The sequence below is a fragment of the Bacteroides sp. PHL 2737 genome, from assembly GCF_004115325.2.
GTDB lineage: Bacteria > Bacteroidota > Bacteroidia > Bacteroidales > Bacteroidaceae > Bacteroides > Bacteroides hominis.
Map to the genome: position 1 here is coordinate 4269371 of NZ_CP040630.1, position 18545 is coordinate 4287915.

At 46.7% G+C, this 18545-nt stretch carries 17 protein-coding genes and 1 other RNA gene; 8 read left to right on the top strand and 10 right to left on the bottom strand.

Features of this window, described 5'->3' with window-relative positions; all coding sequences use genetic code 11:
• Positions 1 to 2: 2 nt before the first annotated feature.
• Both DBK98_RS17660 and DBK98_RS17665 read right to left on the bottom strand, forming a co-directional pair.
• The gene (locus tag DBK98_RS17660; RefSeq protein WP_005806783.1) at positions 3 to 1154 is read right to left on the bottom strand and encodes a dipeptide epimerase; all 1152 of its coding nucleotides are present in this window, start codon (positions 1152 to 1154) and stop codon (positions 3 to 5) included.
• Positions 1155 to 1167: 13 nt separating this feature from the next.
• On the bottom strand, positions 1168 to 2370 hold the full coding sequence (locus DBK98_RS17665) for an NlpC/P60 family protein (RefSeq protein WP_032536087.1): 1203 nt from the start codon (positions 2368 to 2370) through the stop codon (positions 1168 to 1170).
• 316 nt (positions 2371 to 2686) lie between these two features.
• Here DBK98_RS17665 and rnpB point away from each other — a divergent pair.
• An RNA gene (gene rnpB, locus DBK98_RS17670) (RNase P RNA component class A) lies at positions 2687 to 3049 on the top strand.
• Positions 3050 to 3077: 28 nt separating this feature from the next.
• Complete coding sequence (locus DBK98_RS17675) at positions 3078 to 4397, top strand: YihY/virulence factor BrkB family protein (protein WP_005779824.1); 1320 nt, start codon at positions 3078 to 3080, stop codon at positions 4395 to 4397.
• 594 nt (positions 4398 to 4991) lie between these two features.
• On the opposite strand, the gene DBK98_RS17680 is transcribed toward DBK98_RS17675, so the two are convergent.
• From DBK98_RS17680 to pstC, 6 genes are all read right to left on the bottom strand, one after another.
• Positions 4992 to 5531 (bottom strand): nitroreductase family protein, encoded by a 540-nt coding sequence (locus DBK98_RS17680; protein ID WP_005779827.1) that lies wholly within the window; start codon positions 5529 to 5531, stop codon positions 4992 to 4994.
• Between the two features lie 11 nt (positions 5532 to 5542).
• Positions 5543 to 6145, bottom strand: coding sequence for a riboflavin synthase (locus DBK98_RS17685; protein WP_005820684.1), 603 nt, complete (start codon positions 6143 to 6145; stop codon positions 5543 to 5545).
• Positions 6146 to 6526: 381 nt separating this feature from the next.
• On the bottom strand, positions 6527 to 7216 hold the full coding sequence (gene phoU / locus DBK98_RS17690; RefSeq protein ID WP_005779833.1) for a phosphate signaling complex protein PhoU: 690 nt from the start codon (positions 7214 to 7216) through the stop codon (positions 6527 to 6529).
• A gap of 80 nt (positions 7217 to 7296) precedes the next feature.
• The gene (gene pstB / locus DBK98_RS17695) at positions 7297 to 8058 is read right to left on the bottom strand and encodes a phosphate ABC transporter ATP-binding protein PstB (protein WP_005779836.1); all 762 of its coding nucleotides are present in this window, start codon (positions 8056 to 8058) and stop codon (positions 7297 to 7299) included.
• Positions 8059 to 8079: 21 nt separating this feature from the next.
• Positions 8080 to 8955, bottom strand: a complete 876-nt coding sequence (pstA, locus tag DBK98_RS17700) for a phosphate ABC transporter permease PstA (protein WP_005779838.1) — start codon at positions 8953 to 8955, stop codon at positions 8080 to 8082.
• A gap of 1 nt (position 8956) precedes the next feature.
• Positions 8957 to 10153, bottom strand: a complete 1197-nt coding sequence (pstC, locus tag DBK98_RS17705; protein ID WP_005779841.1) for a phosphate ABC transporter permease subunit PstC — start codon at positions 10151 to 10153, stop codon at positions 8957 to 8959.
• 300 nt (positions 10154 to 10453) lie between these two features.
• On the opposite strand from pstC, the gene DBK98_RS17710 reads away from it, so the two are divergent.
• The 5 genes from DBK98_RS17710 to DBK98_RS17730 all read left to right on the top strand — a co-directional run bounded on the left by DBK98_RS17710 (position 10454) and on the right by DBK98_RS17730 (position 16470).
• A complete protein-coding gene (locus DBK98_RS17710) occupies positions 10454 to 11266 on the top strand; it encodes a PstS family phosphate ABC transporter substrate-binding protein (RefSeq protein WP_032536088.1) in 813 nt (270 codons plus the stop codon).
• 70 nt (positions 11267 to 11336) lie between these two features.
• Complete coding sequence (locus tag DBK98_RS17715; protein WP_032530480.1) at positions 11337 to 13076, top strand: glutamine--tRNA ligase/YqeY domain fusion protein; 1740 nt, start codon at positions 11337 to 11339, stop codon at positions 13074 to 13076.
• A 179-nt stretch (positions 13077 to 13255) separates the two neighbouring features.
• Positions 13256 to 14692: a lipopolysaccharide assembly protein LapB gene (locus tag DBK98_RS17720; protein ID WP_032536089.1), complete on the top strand. Its 1437-nt coding sequence runs from the start codon at positions 13256 to 13258 to the stop codon at positions 14690 to 14692.
• Positions 14693 to 14823: 131 nt separating this feature from the next.
• Positions 14824 to 15465, top strand: coding sequence for a DedA family protein (locus DBK98_RS17725; protein ID WP_005806806.1), 642 nt, complete (start codon positions 14824 to 14826; stop codon positions 15463 to 15465).
• A 381-nt stretch (positions 15466 to 15846) separates the two neighbouring features.
• Positions 15847 to 16470, top strand: a complete 624-nt coding sequence (locus tag DBK98_RS17730) for a DUF4840 domain-containing protein (RefSeq protein WP_005806808.1) — start codon at positions 15847 to 15849, stop codon at positions 16468 to 16470.
• A gap of 84 nt (positions 16471 to 16554) precedes the next feature.
• On the opposite strand, the gene tpx is transcribed toward DBK98_RS17730, so the two are convergent.
• Positions 16555 to 17055 (bottom strand): thiol peroxidase, encoded by a 501-nt coding sequence (gene tpx, locus DBK98_RS17735; protein WP_005779853.1) that lies wholly within the window; start codon positions 17053 to 17055, stop codon positions 16555 to 16557.
• 92 nt (positions 17056 to 17147) lie between these two features.
• Here tpx and DBK98_RS17740 point away from each other — a divergent pair, with 92 nt between their 5' ends.
• Positions 17148 to 17729 (top strand): HdeD family acid-resistance protein, encoded by a 582-nt coding sequence (locus DBK98_RS17740; protein WP_005820692.1) that lies wholly within the window; start codon positions 17148 to 17150, stop codon positions 17727 to 17729.
• Positions 17730 to 17896: 167 nt separating this feature from the next.
• Here DBK98_RS17740 and mpi read toward each other — a convergent pair whose 3' ends face one another.
• Complete coding sequence (gene mpi, locus DBK98_RS17745) at positions 17897 to 18490, bottom strand: serine-type multi-promoter DNA invertase Mpi (protein ID WP_005779856.1); 594 nt, start codon at positions 18488 to 18490, stop codon at positions 17897 to 17899.
• Between the last annotated feature and the right edge of the window lie 55 nt (positions 18491 to 18545).

The window sequence follows — 18545 nt, forward strand, 5'->3', positions numbered from 1 at the left end:
GTTCATAATTTAACCACACCAATTCCCGGAAGGTCGTTGAGCGTGATCTTGCCTTTTACAACCTCCATCCCTCTGAAGCGGTCGTTCGCTATCAGCAAGTTTCCGTCCAGATCGGCAAAATCGACGGCCGGAGAGAATTGTGCGGCGGCAGAGACTGCGCATGAAGTTTCCGTCATACAGCCTACCATCACTTTCATGCCTAACGCCCGTGCCAACATAACCATCTTCCAGGCTTCCCGCATACCGGTACACTTCATCAGTTTGATGTTTATCCCCGTAAAGGCTCCCTTCAATCCTGCCACATCAGTCAGCCGTTGCAAAGATTCGTCGGCAAAAACAGGTAACGGACTATGCTGGGTCACCCATGCAATATCGTCCAACTGTGCTTTGGGCATAGGCTGTTCAATCATTACAATTCCTTTTTCTTTCAGCCACTGAATCATGTCCAATGCATATTTCTTATCCGTCCACCCCTGATTGGCATCGACCGCAATAGGCAGATCGCTCACCGAACGGATCGTTTCAATCATCTGTTTGTCATTCTCACGCCCTAACTTCACTTTGAGGATATTGAACTGCCCGGCCACCTCAAGGGTCTTTTCACGTACCACCTCGGGGGTATCGATGCCTATCGTGAAAGTGGTCGAAGGAGCTTTAGCCTTATCCAGTCCCCAGATCCTGTACCAGGGTGCTCCCAGAAGTTTACCCACCAAGTCGTGCAAGGCGATGTCTATGGCAGCTTTGGCAGCCGTATCTCCCGGAGTGATACCGTCTACATAAGCCAGTATATCTTCCAGCCGGAACGGATCGTCAAACTGTTCCAGATCGACCTTCTTCAAAAAAGCCATCACCGAGTCTACCGTCTGTCCCAAATAAGGAGGCATCGAAGCCTCGCCATAACCGATGACTCCGTCATATTCTATCTCTATCTGCACATCGGGAGTGGTGGTTCGCGAATAAGTAGCCACCGTAAACACATGTTTCAGTTTCAGCTCGTAAGGGAAAAAGCGCAATTTCAGCTTTGCTCGCAGGCCGAGTTTGTTGATCGCAAATGAAGCGGGGCTCTTCTCGCCGGCAAAAACACCTTGCAATGACAGCCCCGAACCTATGGCGGCAAAAGCAGCGGTCTTGAGGAAATCTCTTCGGTTTTGCATATCTATTTTGAGTTTAGTTATAATACGGATTCGTAACGGTGGTGTTTAAGGCTGCCTCCTTATTTATAGATGGCAACACACGGACTGCATACAGCAGGCGATTCAGGTTATACTCATCAAAATCGGCATCCGACAGATCGAAACTGCTGACATGGACATCGCCTTGTGAGTGAATGAACTTTTTATCACCCAGATAAATGGCCACATGAACCACACGCTCTTTCTTCCCGGCAGTGGCCTTCCGCCCGAAGAAAATCAAATCTCCCGGCTGAACATTACCGAAGTCAGGAGCAATGTCGATATGCTCGCCCACATAAGCTTGTTGAGAGGCATCACGAGGAATGATGATATCGTGCATAAATAAGGCGGTACGTACAAAGCCGCTGCAATCGACTCCCTTCGAAGAAGTGCCCGCCCATAGATAAGGAATCCCCATCATTGTATAAGCGGTGCGGATGATGCTTGAAGCGTCTTGCTTCAAAGAAGCACGCCACTCCTTTTCGGGCATCGATATCGATCGTGAGATATAAGCCTGCCGTCCGTCCGGATAAGAGACTTTATAAAATCCGCCTTGCGTACCTTCGTACTTCAGACGGTTTCCGGCTACCACGTCCGACACGGATTGAGACTTTTCATCCGGCTGCTGATAAGTGAACCCATAATGCGACGTCACTACAATTTTATCTGCCTTGTTCCAGGCATCCAGCCCGGCTTTGGTGACCGGATGGATTCCTACCCGGTGTACCCATGCGATATAATTATCAGGTGTCTGGATGCGATACCAGTTGCGATGTTGCAACACTTTAACGGGCATTCCCATCAATGCCTGGGTAGTCATCTCCGAAGAGAAATCATCCTCTACACGCATATTGCATACAGAGAGATTGACAATGCCGTACATCTTTCCTTCCAGGGCCACGCTGTCCGGAACCAGTTGCAGGCTGTCCCTCACTTCATAAGCCTTCTCTTCCAGTCCCGATAACAAAGCCGACTTAGCTTCCGCTGAGGTAGTCGCCCCCTTTACGGTAATCGTCTTTCCGGATACATCGTAATCCACATCCCAAAGGATGACACGCTTATCGGGAATGAACCGGTTGCGAACTTCACCGGACAACAGTTCTACATCTTGGGGAAGTGCGTTTTTCTTGTTCTCAGGAATACCTGTACAGGCGGACACTGCCAGAAGCAGCGATACAAAGGGCGTCATATTCTTCATGAAAGAAAGATTTGGGGGTTACATTTTTAGCAAAGATAGAAACTATTTCCGTTTTAGATATATTTTTTCAAAAATATTAAGAATAAGAACTGAAATTGATTCACACGATGTTCACCACAGATTACACGGATTAACACAGATATTTTAATTTAACTCTCAGTAAAATAAATTATTAATCTGTGATAATCTGCGTAATCTGTGGTGAATTTATGTCATTCGTGAAACTCTGTGCCCTCTGTGTCCTCTGTGGTGAACCGAACTAATCCTCCCTTCCGTTTGCTCAAACAAAATAATTCTTGTACTTTTGCTGACCAAAGCAGTTGGCCGGTCTGTCGCGTGTATTTCGGTACAGGAGGAAAGTCCGGGCAACACAGAGCATCCTACTTCCTAACAGAAAGCTGTCCGCGAGGGTAGAGTAACGTAGAAGAAAAGAACCGCCCCTCCCTCCGGGGAGAGGTAAGGGTGAGAAGGTGGAGTAAGAGCCCACCAGCCGTATGGTGACATATCGGGCTGTACGTCTTAGGAGTTGTAAGGTCATGTAAACCGGCGTTATGAGAGTTGCTCGCTCCATGTCGGAGGGTAGACCGCTAAAGTGGTGTGGTGACACCCCACTCAGATAAATGACAGGCACCTTGATTTATTCAGGGTACAGAACTCGGCTTATAGGCTGACTGCTTTTCTTTTTTTTAATTTCAAATAACAGACCTATGAATCAGCGTCTCTCCGATATATGGAAATTCATTACCTATGATATCTGGCGGATTACGGAAAGCGAAGTCACCCGCACCAAGTTCTCGATATACAATATCATCAAAACGATCTATCTCTGCGTCAACCGCTTCAACAAAGACCGCATCGTAAACAAAGCCTCAGCACTGACCTACAGCACACTGCTCGCCATTGTGCCCATCCTGGCCATCGTCTTTGCCATTGCACGCGGATTCGGTGTTTCCACTTTGATGGAAAGCCAGTTTCGTGATGGTTTCGGAGGTTCCACCGAAGCGACGGATGTTATCCTCCAATTCGTAGACTCGTATCTGTCACAAACCAAAAACGGTATTTTTATCGGAGTCGGCCTGGTCATGTTGTTGTGGACCGTGCTCAACCTGGTCAGTAACATTGAAATCACCTTCAACCGCATCTGGCAAGTGAAAAAAGGACGCAGCATGTACCGCAAAATCACCGATTATTTTTCAATGTTCCTGCTGATGCCGATCCTGATCGTGGTATCGGGAGGTCTTTCCATCTTTGTGGGCACTATGCTGAAGAGTATGGCGGATTTTGTTTTGCTTGCTCCTATCCTGAAATTCCTGATCCGCTTGATTCCGTTCGTGCTGACCTGGCTGATGTTTACGGGACTCTACATCTTCATGCCCAATACGAAGGTAAAATTCAAGCATGCACTGATCTCCGGTATCCTTGCCGGTTCCGCTTACCAGGCATTTCAGTTCCTGTACATCAGCAGCCAGTTGTGGGTGTCCAAGTACAATGCCATTTACGGTAGTTTTGCCGCCCTGCCGATGTTCCTGTTATGGTTGCAAATATCATGGACCATCTGCCTGTTCGGTGCCGAACTGACCTACGCCGGACAGAATATCCGTAACTTCAGTTTCGACAGAGACACGCAGAATATCAGCCGCCGTTACCGGGACTTCATCTCCATCCTGATAATGTCTCTTATAGCCAAACGTTTTGAAAACAATGAAACGCCTTACACCGCCGAAGAGATATCCGAAGAGCATCGCATCCCTATCCGGCTGACCAACCAGATACTCTATCAACTGCAAGAGATTCATCTGATCCACGAAGTTGTGACCGATCAGAAAAGTGAAGACATCGCATATCAGCCTTCCATCGACATCAATCAACTGAACGTCGCTTTACTGCTCGACCGGCTGGATACTTACGGCTCAGAAGACTTCAAAGTAGATAAAGACGAGGAATTCAGCGAACAGTGGAAAGTATTACTCGACTCAAGGGAGGAATATTATAAAAAGGCAAGCAAAGTGCTGCTGAAAGACTTGTAGCTCACCACAGAGGACACAGGGTACACAGAGTTTTTTTAGACATAAGAACAAAAGAACAAAAGGGCAGATGATTTTTTATGTGTTCGTTTGTTCTTTTGTCTGAAAACAGATTGAGCGCAGCTAATTAAACTCTGTGTCCTCTGTGTCCTCTGTGGTGAATGTTCGTTTCCGATAAGTCAAAGAGCGATATGGGTTTTCTTTATGTCTCCTGCCGGCAGAGACCGTTCACCCTGCCGCCATTTACCTCCGATGGTGCCGTCATTCCGTTCACTTCTCCCAAACGGGGTGCTACACACGACGCGTTCCGTGCTTGAGGTGAAAGGAGGATCGGGAGTAGCTCTGCTTTCTCTTCTTTCTCTTCTTCCCCTTCTTCTCCTTCTTCTTCTTTCTCTTTTAATATATTCTTTTCTTAGCACCGTGTTACGGTGAAACGCCCATTGGCAGCACGTTTCACGGTGACTTCCACCGCTCCCCACGGTGACGGTTCCGGCAACCGTAGTCCCGGTTGCAGCGGGTTCTCGACGGTCCGTCCCGGTTGAAATGCGGTTCTGGACGGGGGTGTTCGGGTCGGTGAATCAGAGATTATTCAGTTCATTAATAGCTGTTATAAGAAACAACTTTCTCCTTTTCTTTTCGGATCTTTTTCCGTTTCTCCTTCACCGGATAGCCAATCAGCACATCCAGCAACACACGTTTCGAAGAGGGAATACCGGTCAGGCTCTTCACCTCTTTCTCGTCAAACCAGCCGAGTATGCACGATCCCAACCCTTCGCTTTCGGCAGCCAGCACAATGTGCGCAACCGCAATGCCTATATCGATCTGCGGAAAATGCTTCCCTTTCAGTTTGCCGCCCAGCCTGGACGTTATGTTAGCCGACTCTTCTACAATCAGTATGTGCACGGGAGCATCTTTAGCAAATTTATTCATTCCCAACCCCGCAGCAGCTTTGCCAACCTTCTCCGCCAATAACGGATCGGTTACTACCACAAACTTCCAGGGTTGCGCATTGCATGCGGAAGGTGCCAAACGTCCTGCCTCGAGGATACGTTCCAGCTTATCCGGTTCCACAGGACGTGATTTATCATAGGCCCTGTCACTTTGCCGGGCATTTACCAATTGCAGAAAGTCGTTCATACCTGGTCCTGCTATTTATATTGAATCATCCGGCTGATATACTTGCCAATGATGTCAAATTCAAGGTTCACAATACTGCCTACCTCAAAAGTGTGGAAATTGGTATGCTCGTAAGTATATGGAATAATCGCTACCTGGAAAGTATCGTCTGTCGGATTGCATACCGTCAGACTGACACCGTTCACCGTTACCGATCCCTTATCTACGGTGATGTAGCCACGTTTAGCCATTTCCTTGTCGAAAGCATATTTAAATGTGAAATACCAACTTCCGTCCGCATCTTTTATACCGATACATTCGGCAGTCTGATCCACATGTCCCTGCACAATGTGTCCGTCCAGACGTCCGTTCATCATCATACTGCGTTCCACGTTCACCTTGTCCCCCACCTTCAGCAACCGGAGGTTCGAGCGGTCCAGTGTCTCTTTCATGGCAGTCACTGTATAGGTATCTTCCGTCATGCTGACCACAGTCAGACAGACTCCATTGTGCGAGATACTCTGATCTATCTTCAACTCGTTTACAAACGAACACTTCAGTGTGAAATGTATATTCTCCTGGTCTTTCACCAGTGCTACAACGGTAGCGTACTCTTCTACGATTCCGGAAAACATAGTTCTATTTTTAATATTAGGATTTACCATTCAAAAAGATGCATACGCGCATCAACGGGGGTCAAAGATACAAAGAAAATGGGAGAGAGTGAGTGAATAAACATAAAAAAGCGGGGCTTTTCACAAAGCCCCGCTTTTCAGTTTTCAATAGGTATTAGTTTTTTTTTAAGGTAAAAAGATTGTTTTCAGGATAACGGTGCAAATATAGGTGCTTTTCTCGTTATGAACCAAATATAAAAACATGTCATATAACATCTTTTTGATTTTTCTTTGGATTTATTATCATTTCAAAAAAAACTCCTGTAACCGAACCGTTACAGGAGACAAATATATGACATTTTTTTAAGTAGCACTAATTTTTGTTTAAAAATTTGCGATTTATTATTTATCGGGATAATGCTCTTCTACCTTGCCACTATGCTTCAAGACTTTAGCGTCTATGAAAAAGACAATTTCCTCGGCAATATTCGTTATATGGTCGCCAGAACGCTCCAGCTTACGGAATACCCCTACCAGATTCAGGCAAGACAGCGTGCTTTCGGGATGCTCTCTGATATAATCAGCCAATATCGCCGTAGCTTCGGCATTAATCTCGTCCAATAAATTATCTTTAGCGAATACGGAAGTTGCCAGTTCGAGACTTTCTTCATTCAGCGCACGTTTGGCCACCTCGAGCATAGAAAGCACCTGTCTCTGCATCTCTTCCAGACGAAGGCGTTTCAGTAAGTCTCCATCCAGAATAGGCTCCTCACTCTTCAGCACAAAACGTGCGATTCCCTCGGCAAAGTCGCCCAAACGTTCCAGATTCGTATTGATTTTCAACATAGCCAACACAAAGCGAAGATCGATGGCTACCGGATTATACAAGGCAATCACATCCTCCACGTCACTGTCTATCTTCAACTCGAAAGCATTCACTCTGCGCTCACGGACAATCACCTGCTGGGCCAGTTCCTTATCCAGTGTCAGTACAGCCTCTCCTGCTCTATCCAGCTGATTGTAAACCAATGTCCACATCTCGTCTATTTCCTTTTTCAGCAGAACAAGTTCTGATTCTATAAACTTCACCATACTCTATGTATTAAATTAATTATTAAGCAAATATACAATATAAAACCATGTTTCGACGATCTGCGCCGAAAAATCACAGGTTACCCGAATCGTCCGGTAATATAATTCTGGGTGGCTTCTTTCTCCGGATTCGTAAAGATCTTCTTTGTATCGCCAAACTCCACCATCTGTCCCATATAGAAAAATGCCGTCTTATCACTGACACGGGCGGCCTGCTGCATGTTGTGCGTCACAATCACAATGGTATACCGTTCTTTCAGTTCATGAATCAATTCTTCCACCTTTGCCGTCGAAATAGGGTCGAGTGCCGAAGCCGGCTCGTCCATCAGCAGCACCGAAGGAGATACAGCCATCGCACGGGCGATACAAAGGCGTTGCTGTTGTCCGCCGGATAAAGCATAAGCCGATTCCTTCAGTTTGTCCTTCACTTCATCCCAAAGGGCGGCACCCTTCAGGGTCTCCTCCACCCGCTGCCGGATAAAAGCATTATCTTTCACTCCGTTCACCCTCAATCCGTAAGCTACATTCTCGAAAATGCTTTTCGGAAAAGGGTTAGGACGCTGGAACACCATGCCTACGTTTTTACGAAGTTCGTCTACCTGCACTCCTTTGTCATAGATATTTTCACCATCTATACGGATTTCCCCCGTCAGGCGAATGGCAGGGATCAAATCGTTCATACGATTGAAAAGACGCAGAAAAGTAGATTTTCCACATCCGGAAGGACCTATAAACGCGACTACAGATTTTTCTTCAATCTGCATACTGATTCCCTTCAGTGCATGGAAGTCACCATACCAGAAATTCACGTCACGCGCATCAATTTTCACTGTTGTATCCATATTTTTTGTTGTACTCCGTCACTAATTCATTTTTACTTTCTTTTCAAAATACTTCCGTAAAGCATTGGCCAGCAGGTTCACCAGGAGTATGATCGCAATCAATACCAAAGCCGTCCCGTAAGCCAAAGGCAACTGTGCCTCCATATCCGTGCCACTGGTCGATATCACATACAAATGATAGGGCAGCGCCATACACTGGTCTAAAATGCTTGTCGGCAACTGCGGAAGAAAATATGCCGCACACGTGAACAGGATCGGGGCCGTTTCTCCCGACACACGTCCCAAGGCAAGGATCAGTCCGGTTATGATATTCGGCATCCCCATAGGCAGAATCACGTGCCAGATGGTCTGTAACTTGGTAGCTCCCAATGCACGGCTTCCCTCACGCATGCTGTCCGGTATCGCCTTCAGCGCCTCTTCCGTGGTACGGATCACCAAAGGTACACAAAGCAGGCCCAATGTCAATGAACCGGCCAGAATACTATCTCCGAAGTCCATATAATTAACGAACAAAGCCATACCAAAGAGACCGAAAACAATCGACGGAATGCCGCTCAGGTTATTGGTCATCACACGGATAAACCTCACCAGTTTTCCTTTCGGCGCATACTCGTTCATGTAAATTCCACTCATCACTCCCACCGGAAATGCAAAGAGCGCACTGCCTGTCATCAGATAGAATGTGCCCACGATAGCCGGCCAGATACCTCCTCCCGTCATCCCGTCGGTAGGTGCCGATGTAAGGAAATCCCAACTGATGACACCGATACCCTTGTAAATGATGAACCCTAAAATCGCAAACAGAATCAGCACAATGCATAAACTCAGCAACCGGAATATGCCGAAAGCGATGCCCTGCGAACGCCTTTTAGCTTTTGTATTATTCAGTATTTCCATATTACTTACTACGTTTTACGCCTTTAGATGAAATATACTCCACGCTAAAGTTGATGATTAATGTAATGAAGAACAGTACGACTCCTAAAAGGAAAAGAGCCTGATAGTGTGGTCCCCCTGCCGGTGCCTCTCCAAGTTCGGCCGCAATGGTGGCGGGGATCGTACGCAAAGGTTCGAGAATCGTAGTCGGAATCACGGCCGCATTTCCGGTTACCATCAGAACAGCCATCGTCTCGCCGATGGCACGTCCGATGCCGAGCACCACCCCCGAAGTAATGCCTGAAATAGAATAAGGGATCACCACTTTATAAATGGTCTGCCACTGTGAAGCCCCGAGTGCCAGACTCGCTTCACGCATCGCACGGGGACAATTACGCATCGCGTCTTCAGTCACCGTTATAATCGTGGGCAATGCCATGATGGCAAGCACTATACTTCCGGCGAGTCCACTCTCACCTACCGGCAAATCAAATACCTTCTGAATCAGAGGCACAATCACGATCAACCCGAAAAAACCATATACAACCGAAGGAATACCACTCAACAACTCGATGACCGGCTTCAGCCAACCGCGCACTTTCGGGTTGGCGACCTCGGACATATAGATCGACACCGACAGCCCGAACGGCAAAGCAATCAATATGGCAAACAGGCTCACCCAAAGCGTACCGGTAATCAGCGGCAGAAAGCCGAACAGGGGTGCCGGTGTTGCCGTGGGAAACCATTCCGCTCCGGCAAACACATCTTTCACGGAAATGGTATTATCTTTTATAAAATGCACCGCATCCGGCTGAGTTACAAACTTCTGAGGAATAAAAGCTACGATCCCGGGCGTCTTCTGAATCAACTCCATAATCTTTGCCCCGGCATTTTCGTATGCCTCTCCCAGTTCTTCTTCCGAGTAGTAATGCGTGATGTCTTCCAGACGGAACACCCGGATCGGCAGATCTTCACCTCCCAGTTCTTTCCAGTTGGTGATCTCTTCATCAAAAACATCTTTAATCTGCATCGGTGTCAGTTCACTGACCTTGTTATCTTTGTTCAGTGCCAGCACATACCCTTCTTCGATAACCTTACTGCTGAACAGCCCGAATGCCTCTGTAAAAAGGAAAAGCACAATCAGCAGGATCGTAATACTCGTTACAAATCCGCTACAGGTCAAAATTCCTTCTATAATCCTTTCAAAAACCTTTTTCATACCATCTGATTTTCATGATGCAAAGAAACAGAGTAAGTATTAAGGATGTGTGAATACCGTTTGAAGGAAGTGTTTCAAAGGTGTTACATTTATGTTACAAGGCGGAATATCGAACGTTTTGAAACAAGAATGTAATACACTATTGCTTTATTTGCACATAAAATGAAGTTCACCACAGAGTACACGGAGTACACAGAGAAATTCGTTTTCTCTAAAATACTGTAACAAGAGATTAAAGACCTGTGAGACTCTGTGTACTCCGTGTACTCTGTGGTGAGTCAAAATTCAAAACTCAATCATATGAAAGTTAGAACTATCTTATTCGCCGCCCTCTCCCTCGCAGCACTGAATGCCAATGCCCAACGCATTAAAGGCAGTGACACCGTATTGCCCGTAGCCCAGCAAACAGCCGAACGCTTCATGAACCGGGAACCCGATGCCCGTGTCACCGTCACCGGAGGTGGTACAGGAGTGGGTATCTCCGCCCTGTTGGATAATACCACTGACATCGCCATGGCTTCACGCCCCATTAAGTTCAGCGAAAAGATGAAAGTCAAAGCTGCCAAACGGGACATAGACGAAGTGATCGTTGCCTATGACGCGCTTGCCGTTGTTGTCCACCCGTCCAATCCGGTGAAGCAACTCACCCGCCGGCAACTTGAAGACATCTTCCGCGGCAAGATAACCAACTGGAAACAGGTGGGAGGCGATGACCGCAAAATAGTGGTTTACTCCCGCGAAACCTCTTCCGGTACCTACGAATTCTTTAAGGAGAGCGTCCTCAAAAACAAAAACTATATGAGCAGCAGCCTTTCCATGCCTGCCACCGGAGCCATTATCCAGTCGGTCAGCCAGACCAAAGGTGCCATTGGTTACGTAGGACTCGCCTATGTGTCTCCACGCATCAAAACCCTGTCCGTTTCATATGACGGAGAACACTATGCCGGCCCCACCGTAGAGAACGCCACCAACAAGACATATCCCATTGTCCGCCCCCTCTATTATTATTATGACGTAAAGAACAAAGCACAAATCGCTCCCCTGCTCGAGTTTATTCTTTCTCCCGAGGGACAGGATATTATAAAAAAGAGTGGATATATACCCGTGAAATAAGGTTATACAAAAAAAATATCCTACTTTTGCAGCAACTTATTAGCTACGAGCTTTTATAATAATGACAGATATGACAGATATAAAAAACGAAGAGGCAAGCGAAAAGAAAAGCCTTAATTTCATTGAACAGGCAGTAGAAAATGATTTGAAAGCAGGAAAGAACGGAGGAAGAGTACAAACACGTTTCCCGCCGGAACCCAACGGTTACCTGCACATCGGGCACGCCAAAGCTATTTGCCTCGACTTCGGCATCGCTGCTGCACATGGTGGTGTGTGCAACCTTCGTTTCGACGACACTAACCCGACGAAAGAGGATATGGAATATGTAGAAGCCATACAGGAAGACATCCAATGGTTAGGCTTCCAGTGGGGCAACGTATATTATGCCTCGGATTATTTCCAGCAGTTATGGGACTTTGCCGTCACTCTGATTAAAGAAGGCAAAGCCTACGTAGACGAACAGACCTCAGAACAGATTGCCCAACAAAAAGGAACTCCCACCCAACCCGGTGTCGAGAGTCCGTACCGCAACCGTCCGATCGAAGAGAGCCTTGCCCTGTTCGAAAAGATGAATAGCGACGAAGCCAAGGAAGGCTCCATGGTGCTTCGTGCCAAAATCGACATGGCCAGCCCCAATATGCACTTCCGCGACCCGATCATGTACCGCATTCTGCATGTGGCACACCATCGCACCGGAACCCAATGGAAAGCCTATCCGATGTACGACTTCGCACACGGTCAGAGCGACTATTTCGAAGGAGTCACCCACTCACTCTGTACGCTCGAGTTCGTACCTCACCGCCCTCTTTACGATCTGTTCATCGACTGGTTGAAAGAAGGCAAGGATCTGGACGACAACCGCCCCCGCCAGACAGAGTTCAACAAACTGAACCTCAATTATACCCTGATGAGTAAGCGTAACCTGCTTATCCTCGTCAAAGAAGGCCTGGTCAACGATTGGGACGATCCCCGTATGCCGACCCTCTGCGGATTCCGCCGTCGCGGCTACTCTCCCGAATCCATCCGTAAGTTCATCGACAAAATCGGCTACACCACTTACGACGCCCTCAATGATTTCGCCCTGCTCGAAAGCGCTGTACGCGAAGACCTGAATGCCCGCGCCACGCGTGTATCTGCCGTGCTCAATCCGGTGAAACTGATCATTACCAACTATCCCGAAGGACAAGTTGAGGAACTGGATGCCATTAACAATCCCGAAGATCCCACTGCCGGAAGTCATACCATCGAGTTCAGCCGCGAGCTGTGGATGGAGCGCGAAGACTTCATGGAAGACGCGCCGAAAAAATATTTCCGCATGACTCCGGGACAGGAAGTGCGCCTGAAGAACGCCTACATCGTGAAATGTACAGGCTGCAAGAAAGATGAAAACGGTACGGTGACCGAAGTCTACTGCGAATATGACCCGAATACCAAAAGCGGTATGCCGGATGCCAACCGCAAAGTGAAAGGTACGCTCCATTGGGTCAGCTGCGCACACTGCCTGCCGGCAGAAGTACGCTTGTACGACCGCCTTTGGAAAGTAGAAAACCCGCGTGACGAGATGGCTGCCATCCGTGAGGCGAAAGGTTGTGATGCTCTCGAAGCCATGAAGGAAATGATCAACCCGGACTCACTGACCACTCTGACCCGTTGCTACATAGAAAAATACGTGGCCGACCTGCCCGTACTTTCCTATCTGCAATTCCAACGTATCGGCTATTTCAATGTAGACAAAGATTCTACGCCCGGTCATCTGGTATTCAACCGCACGGTGGGACTGAAAGATACCTGGGGAAAAATCAATAAATAGCTTTTTGGCAAGAGAGTGTGTGTCGAAACTCACCACAGAGGACACAGAGTTCACAGAGGAAAAATTTATTTTCCCCGGAACCGGTTTTTAAATTAAAACTCTGTGTCCTCCGTGGTGAGTTTCGACACACCTTCTCCCTCCGAATCAAATCATTATTAACTGTATAATTACTAATTAAATTGGGTAGAAAGAACTCCCCGTCCGAAAGAGAGCGGGAATTACATAATATGATCGTGCAATACGAAACATTAAAGGCCAACAACCAGTCTCCCTATATGGATGGTGACCAATTGGCCGATATTGCCGATCAATACGCCTCCGAACGCAGGTTCAAGGAAGCCCAGGAAGTCATTTCGTACGGACTCGGACTTCATCCGGGGCATACCGACCTCATGGTAGAACAAGCTTACCTGTTTCTGGATCTCAACCAACCCCGGAAAGCCCGGGAAGTGGCCGACCTTATCACTGACACCTACTCCGCCAACGTCAAACTACTTTTAGCCGAACTATTGCTGAACGAAGGCAAGCTGGACGATGCCGACCAAATACTCGACAGCATAGAAGAGGAAGAGAAAAACGAACTCGGCATCCTGGTCGATGTTGTCTACCTGTATACCGATTTAGGCTATCCGGAAAAAGGCATACAGTGGCTTACGCGGGGGATAGAACTGTATAAGGACGACGAAGATTTTCTGGCAGCCACCGCCGATTGTTATGGAGCAGCCGGAACGGCACATATAGAAAAAGCCACCTTCTTCTACAACAAGCTGATCGACAAGAACCCATACAACCCGGCTTACTGGGTGGGGCTGGCCAAATGTCAGTTCGCCACCAAAGATTTTGATAAGGCCGTAGAATCCTGCGACTTCGCTATCGCAGCCGATGAAGAATTCGGCGAAGCCCATATCATCAAAGCACACAGCCTGTTTCACCTTGAAAATATCGAAGGGGCCATCGCAGAGTATCAGAAAGCACTGGAATATAAAACGCTCTCTCCCGAATTCACCTACATGTTCATCGGATTGGCTTATGCCCATCAGGAGAACTGGGCAGAAGCCGCCGAGAGCTACCGCCTGGCCCTTCAGGCAATCGAAGAAAGCGGCAACGGCTCTTCTCCGTTACTGTCCGATATCTATTCAAACAAAGCGGTCTGTGCCTCCCATCTGGGTGACTCGGCAGAAGCCCACCGCCTTTGCCGGCTGGCCAAAGAGCTGGCTCCACAGGATGCAGAGCCCTATCTGCTTGAGGGACGCATTTACATGGAAGAGGGCAACTTCGATCAGGCCCGTGCAGAATGGGCACTGGCTCTCCGTTATGCCCCCGAAGCCGATACATGGATGGAAATCGGTAATTACAGCCTCGAATACCGTATGCTCGAGAATGCCCGTTTTTGCTTCGAGCAAGTATTAGAGGAAGATCCCGAATATCCCAAAGTCTGCGAACAACTGGCTTCTGTATGCCTTGTACTTCAGGACCACGAAGGATTCAAGAAATACAACGAGATGTGTGGCAACTCCATCAATCTCGAATCGCTTCGGAACATGATCCTGGAAATGGGAGCGGATGGAGAACAGATGCTCCGTGAACTGGATGATTTCTTAAAAGACGAAAAATAATTATTCACCACAGAGGACGCAGAGGACACAGAGAAATCTTTTTTCTTAATAAACTAAGATAATAAAAACTCTGTGTCCTCTGTGGTAAATCAAAAACCAAAACTATATTAAATTCAATCTAAATTAAACAAATGGAATCTGTAGCCTTCATTCAGTGGTGTTTAGACCACCTCAATTACTGGACCATTACACTCTTAATGGCCATTGAAAGTTCTTTTATTCCTTTTCCATCCGAAGTGGTAGTTCCTCCGGCAGCTTACAAAGCAGCAGTCAACGAAGAATTGAACATCTACCTGGTAGTGCTTTTTGCCACTTTAGGAGCCAATATCGGCGCTATCATCAATTACTATCTGGCCCGCTGGCTGGGACGTCCCATCGTCTATAAATTCGCCAACAGCCGTTTCGGGCACATGTGCCTGATCGATGAAGCCAAAGTGCAACATGCCGAAGAATACTTTGACAAGCACGGAGCGCTGTCCACTTTCATCGGCCGTCTGATCCCTGCAGTCCGCCAACTGATTTCCATCCCTGCCGGACTTGCCCGCATGAAATTGCACACCTTCCTTATCTACACCACCTTAGGCGCAGGATTATGGAACACCATCCTTGCCGCCATCGGATACTATCTGTCCACCGTCCCCGGCATTGAAAGCGAAGAGCAACTGCTTGCCAAAGTTACCGAATACAGCCACGAACTGGGCTATTGCTTCATTGCCATCGGAGTCTTCATCGTCGGCTTCCTTATCTACAAAGGAATGAAGAAAAAGAAATAGTGCCTCCACAGCAAGAATCAGCATTCACCACAGAGTAACACAGAGCAACACAGAGTGAACTTAATCTATCGATAACGAATGGTAGTGAACTCTAAGAACTTTGTATTACTCTGTATCACTCTCTACTCTCTATTACTCTGTATTATTCCGTATTACTCCGTGAGACTCTGTGGTACTCCGTGGTAAAACTCCGCCTTCATCCCTCCCTCAAAAAAATCTTTCTTTTTTTTCCTCTTCCATGCAGTATCTTTATATTCCCTGCATTTACTTATTGTACGTACACCAAACCAGTTAATCAACAATTCATCAAAAAACAAATCCTAGGCCTTACAGTTGGTTGATGAACGACTGATTTATGTAACAAATTTAATGTTTAAGAAAATGAAAAAAGAATTTAATCTATCCAAGCTTTTTTATGCTTTTGCGATTGCTTTTTCAGTGGTAACCTTGTCTTCTTGTGACAACGATGACAACTCTCCGCTCCCTCCTCCATCGACCGGTGACGTGGCAGGCACTTATAACGGAAAAGTACTGATCACCCAAGTTACTCCGCTTGCAGGCAGAGAGAATGCCGGTGAAGGTGAAACTCCCAAGGGACAGGATGTCAATGCGACAATAAAGAATGATACCGTTTTCTTCGACAAATTGCCGGTTGACGACCTTATCATCTCTATTATCGGTGACAAAGACAAAGCAGAAGCCATTATCAAAGCTCTCGGTGACGTGAAATACAAAGTAGGTTACAAGCCGGCTCTCAATAGAGAGAAAGACAGTATCTACCTTGCATTCGAACCGAAACCGCTGATCCTCCAGTTGCCCTCTGCTACAGAAGGTGAAAAGGGTCAGACCGTAACCGTAACCATTTCTTCTCCGGAAAAAGGCAGCTTCGCTTACAAAAACAATCAGTTGAAGATGAAGCTCAATGCCGACGAGATTAAACTGGCAGATGTGGTTGTACCGACTTCTAAAGTACAGTTCGACTTCGATATGACCAAAAAGAAGTAACAATTCCACATGAAAAAGTCCGTGTTCCCACCTCCTTGGAGTGAACACGGACTTTATTTTTTCCTAAATCTTCTCCTACACAGATTACTTCACGGCAGCCAGTGCCTTTTCATAATCAGGTTCCTGAGTAATCTCCGGAACAAGTTCCGTATAAGCCACTTTCCCGTCTTTTCCGATCACCACCACCGCACGTGCCAGCAATCCGGCAAGCGGTCCGTCGGCCATTCTCACTCCATAGCTTTCGTCAAAGTCCGAAAAACGGAAATCGGACAATGGAATCACGTTTTCAATGCCTTCCGTCGTGCAGAAACGTCCCTGAGCGAACGGCAAGTCTTTCGAAATGGCCAATACCACCGTGTCCTTTAATCCCGCTGCCATCTTATTGAATTTACGCACCGAAGTAGCACAGACACCGGTATCCATACTTGGGAAAATATTCAGAACTATATTTTTACCTTTCAAATCTTTTAGTGAGAAAGAAGATAAATCACTTTTCACCAGCTCAAAATCGGGAGCCACCTTTCCAACCTGTATAAATTCGCCAATCAGCTTTACCGGTTGTCCTTTGAAATTTGTTGTTGCCATAATTGTTATCTCTAAGTTTTATTTACTATATTCTAAACAATCGGTACGCTTACTTTGTTCACGTGGGACAATAATCTAAAAATAGAATTGATATGAAAACTTTATTCGACGAGATGGAACACGCAGTAAAAAACTGGTGGTTATCTCTTATCTTAGGTATTCTGTACATCATCGTAGCTCTCTGCCTGCTGTTTGCACCGGGAAGCAGTTACATTGCCCTCAGCGTTATCTTCAGCATCTCCATGCTGATCAGTGGTATTATCGAAATCATCTTTTCCATCAGCAACCGGCGAAGCATCTCGTCCTGGGGATGGTATCTCGCAGGAGGTATTATCGACCTGATCTTAGGTATTTACCTGGTAGCCTACCCATTGCTCAGCATGGAAGTCATACCGTTCATTGTCGCTTTCTGGATGATGTTCCGCGGTTTCTCTGCCACAGGCTATTCCATGGACCTGAAACGTTATGGAACCCGTGAGTGGGGATGGTACATGGGCTTCGGCATCCTTGCCATCATTTGTTCGCTGATCATCCTCTGGCAACCGGCCGTAGGCGCACTCTACGTTATATACATGCTGGCATTCACCTTCCTGATCATCGGTTTCTTCCGGGTCATGCTCTCCTTCGAACTGAAAAGCCTTCATAAACGATCATCGACGATGAACGGTAAATGATAAACAGTGAATGAACTCATATTCACCACAGTTTCACCACAGAGTACACAGAGTACAGAGAGAGAACTTCATCCATCCACAACGAATGACAATGCGTTCTCTTACTCTCTCTTCCTCCTATTAAAACCTCTGTGTACTCCGTGTACTCTGTGGTGAATCACTGTTCACTAATACATCGTTTTCATGAACCGGAACAATGTTGTTCTGGACACTCCCATTTTTTCCGCCAGTTCCGAGTAAGTAGTTCCTTTGTCAAGTTCTCTGGTTAGTACCCGCTTGTTGGCACTCAGCAATTTAATTTTAGGCGTATCCCCCTTTCTTCTGCCTAAAGTCATTCCTTCCTGTTTTCTACGTGCAAGTGCTTCTTTGGTACGCATCGAAATCAGGTTCCTTTCGATTTCCGCCATCAGCCCGAATGCAAATCCCAGCACCTTACTGTTGATGTCGTCCTGAAACACATAGCCTTCTTTGGTGCTATAAAGCACCACCTGCTTCTTGATACAGAAATTCAGGATAGTCATAATCTCGAGCAATGTACGGCTCAGCCTCGAAATCTCCGTTACAATCAGTGTATCCCCCGGGTGCATCCTTTTCAGTAACTCTGATAATTTCCTGTCTTTTGTGCTTACGCTTCCACTGATAGTCTCTGTGTACCACTTGTCGATCGATAATCCATTTTTCTCTGCAAATCGCAAAATCTCTTCTTTCTGATTAGCTAAAAACTGTTTTTCCGTACTTACTCTCAAATAAGCTATTACCATAATTTCATGTTTTTAATTGATTAATACACCACGAAAGAACGGCTATTCATCCAAA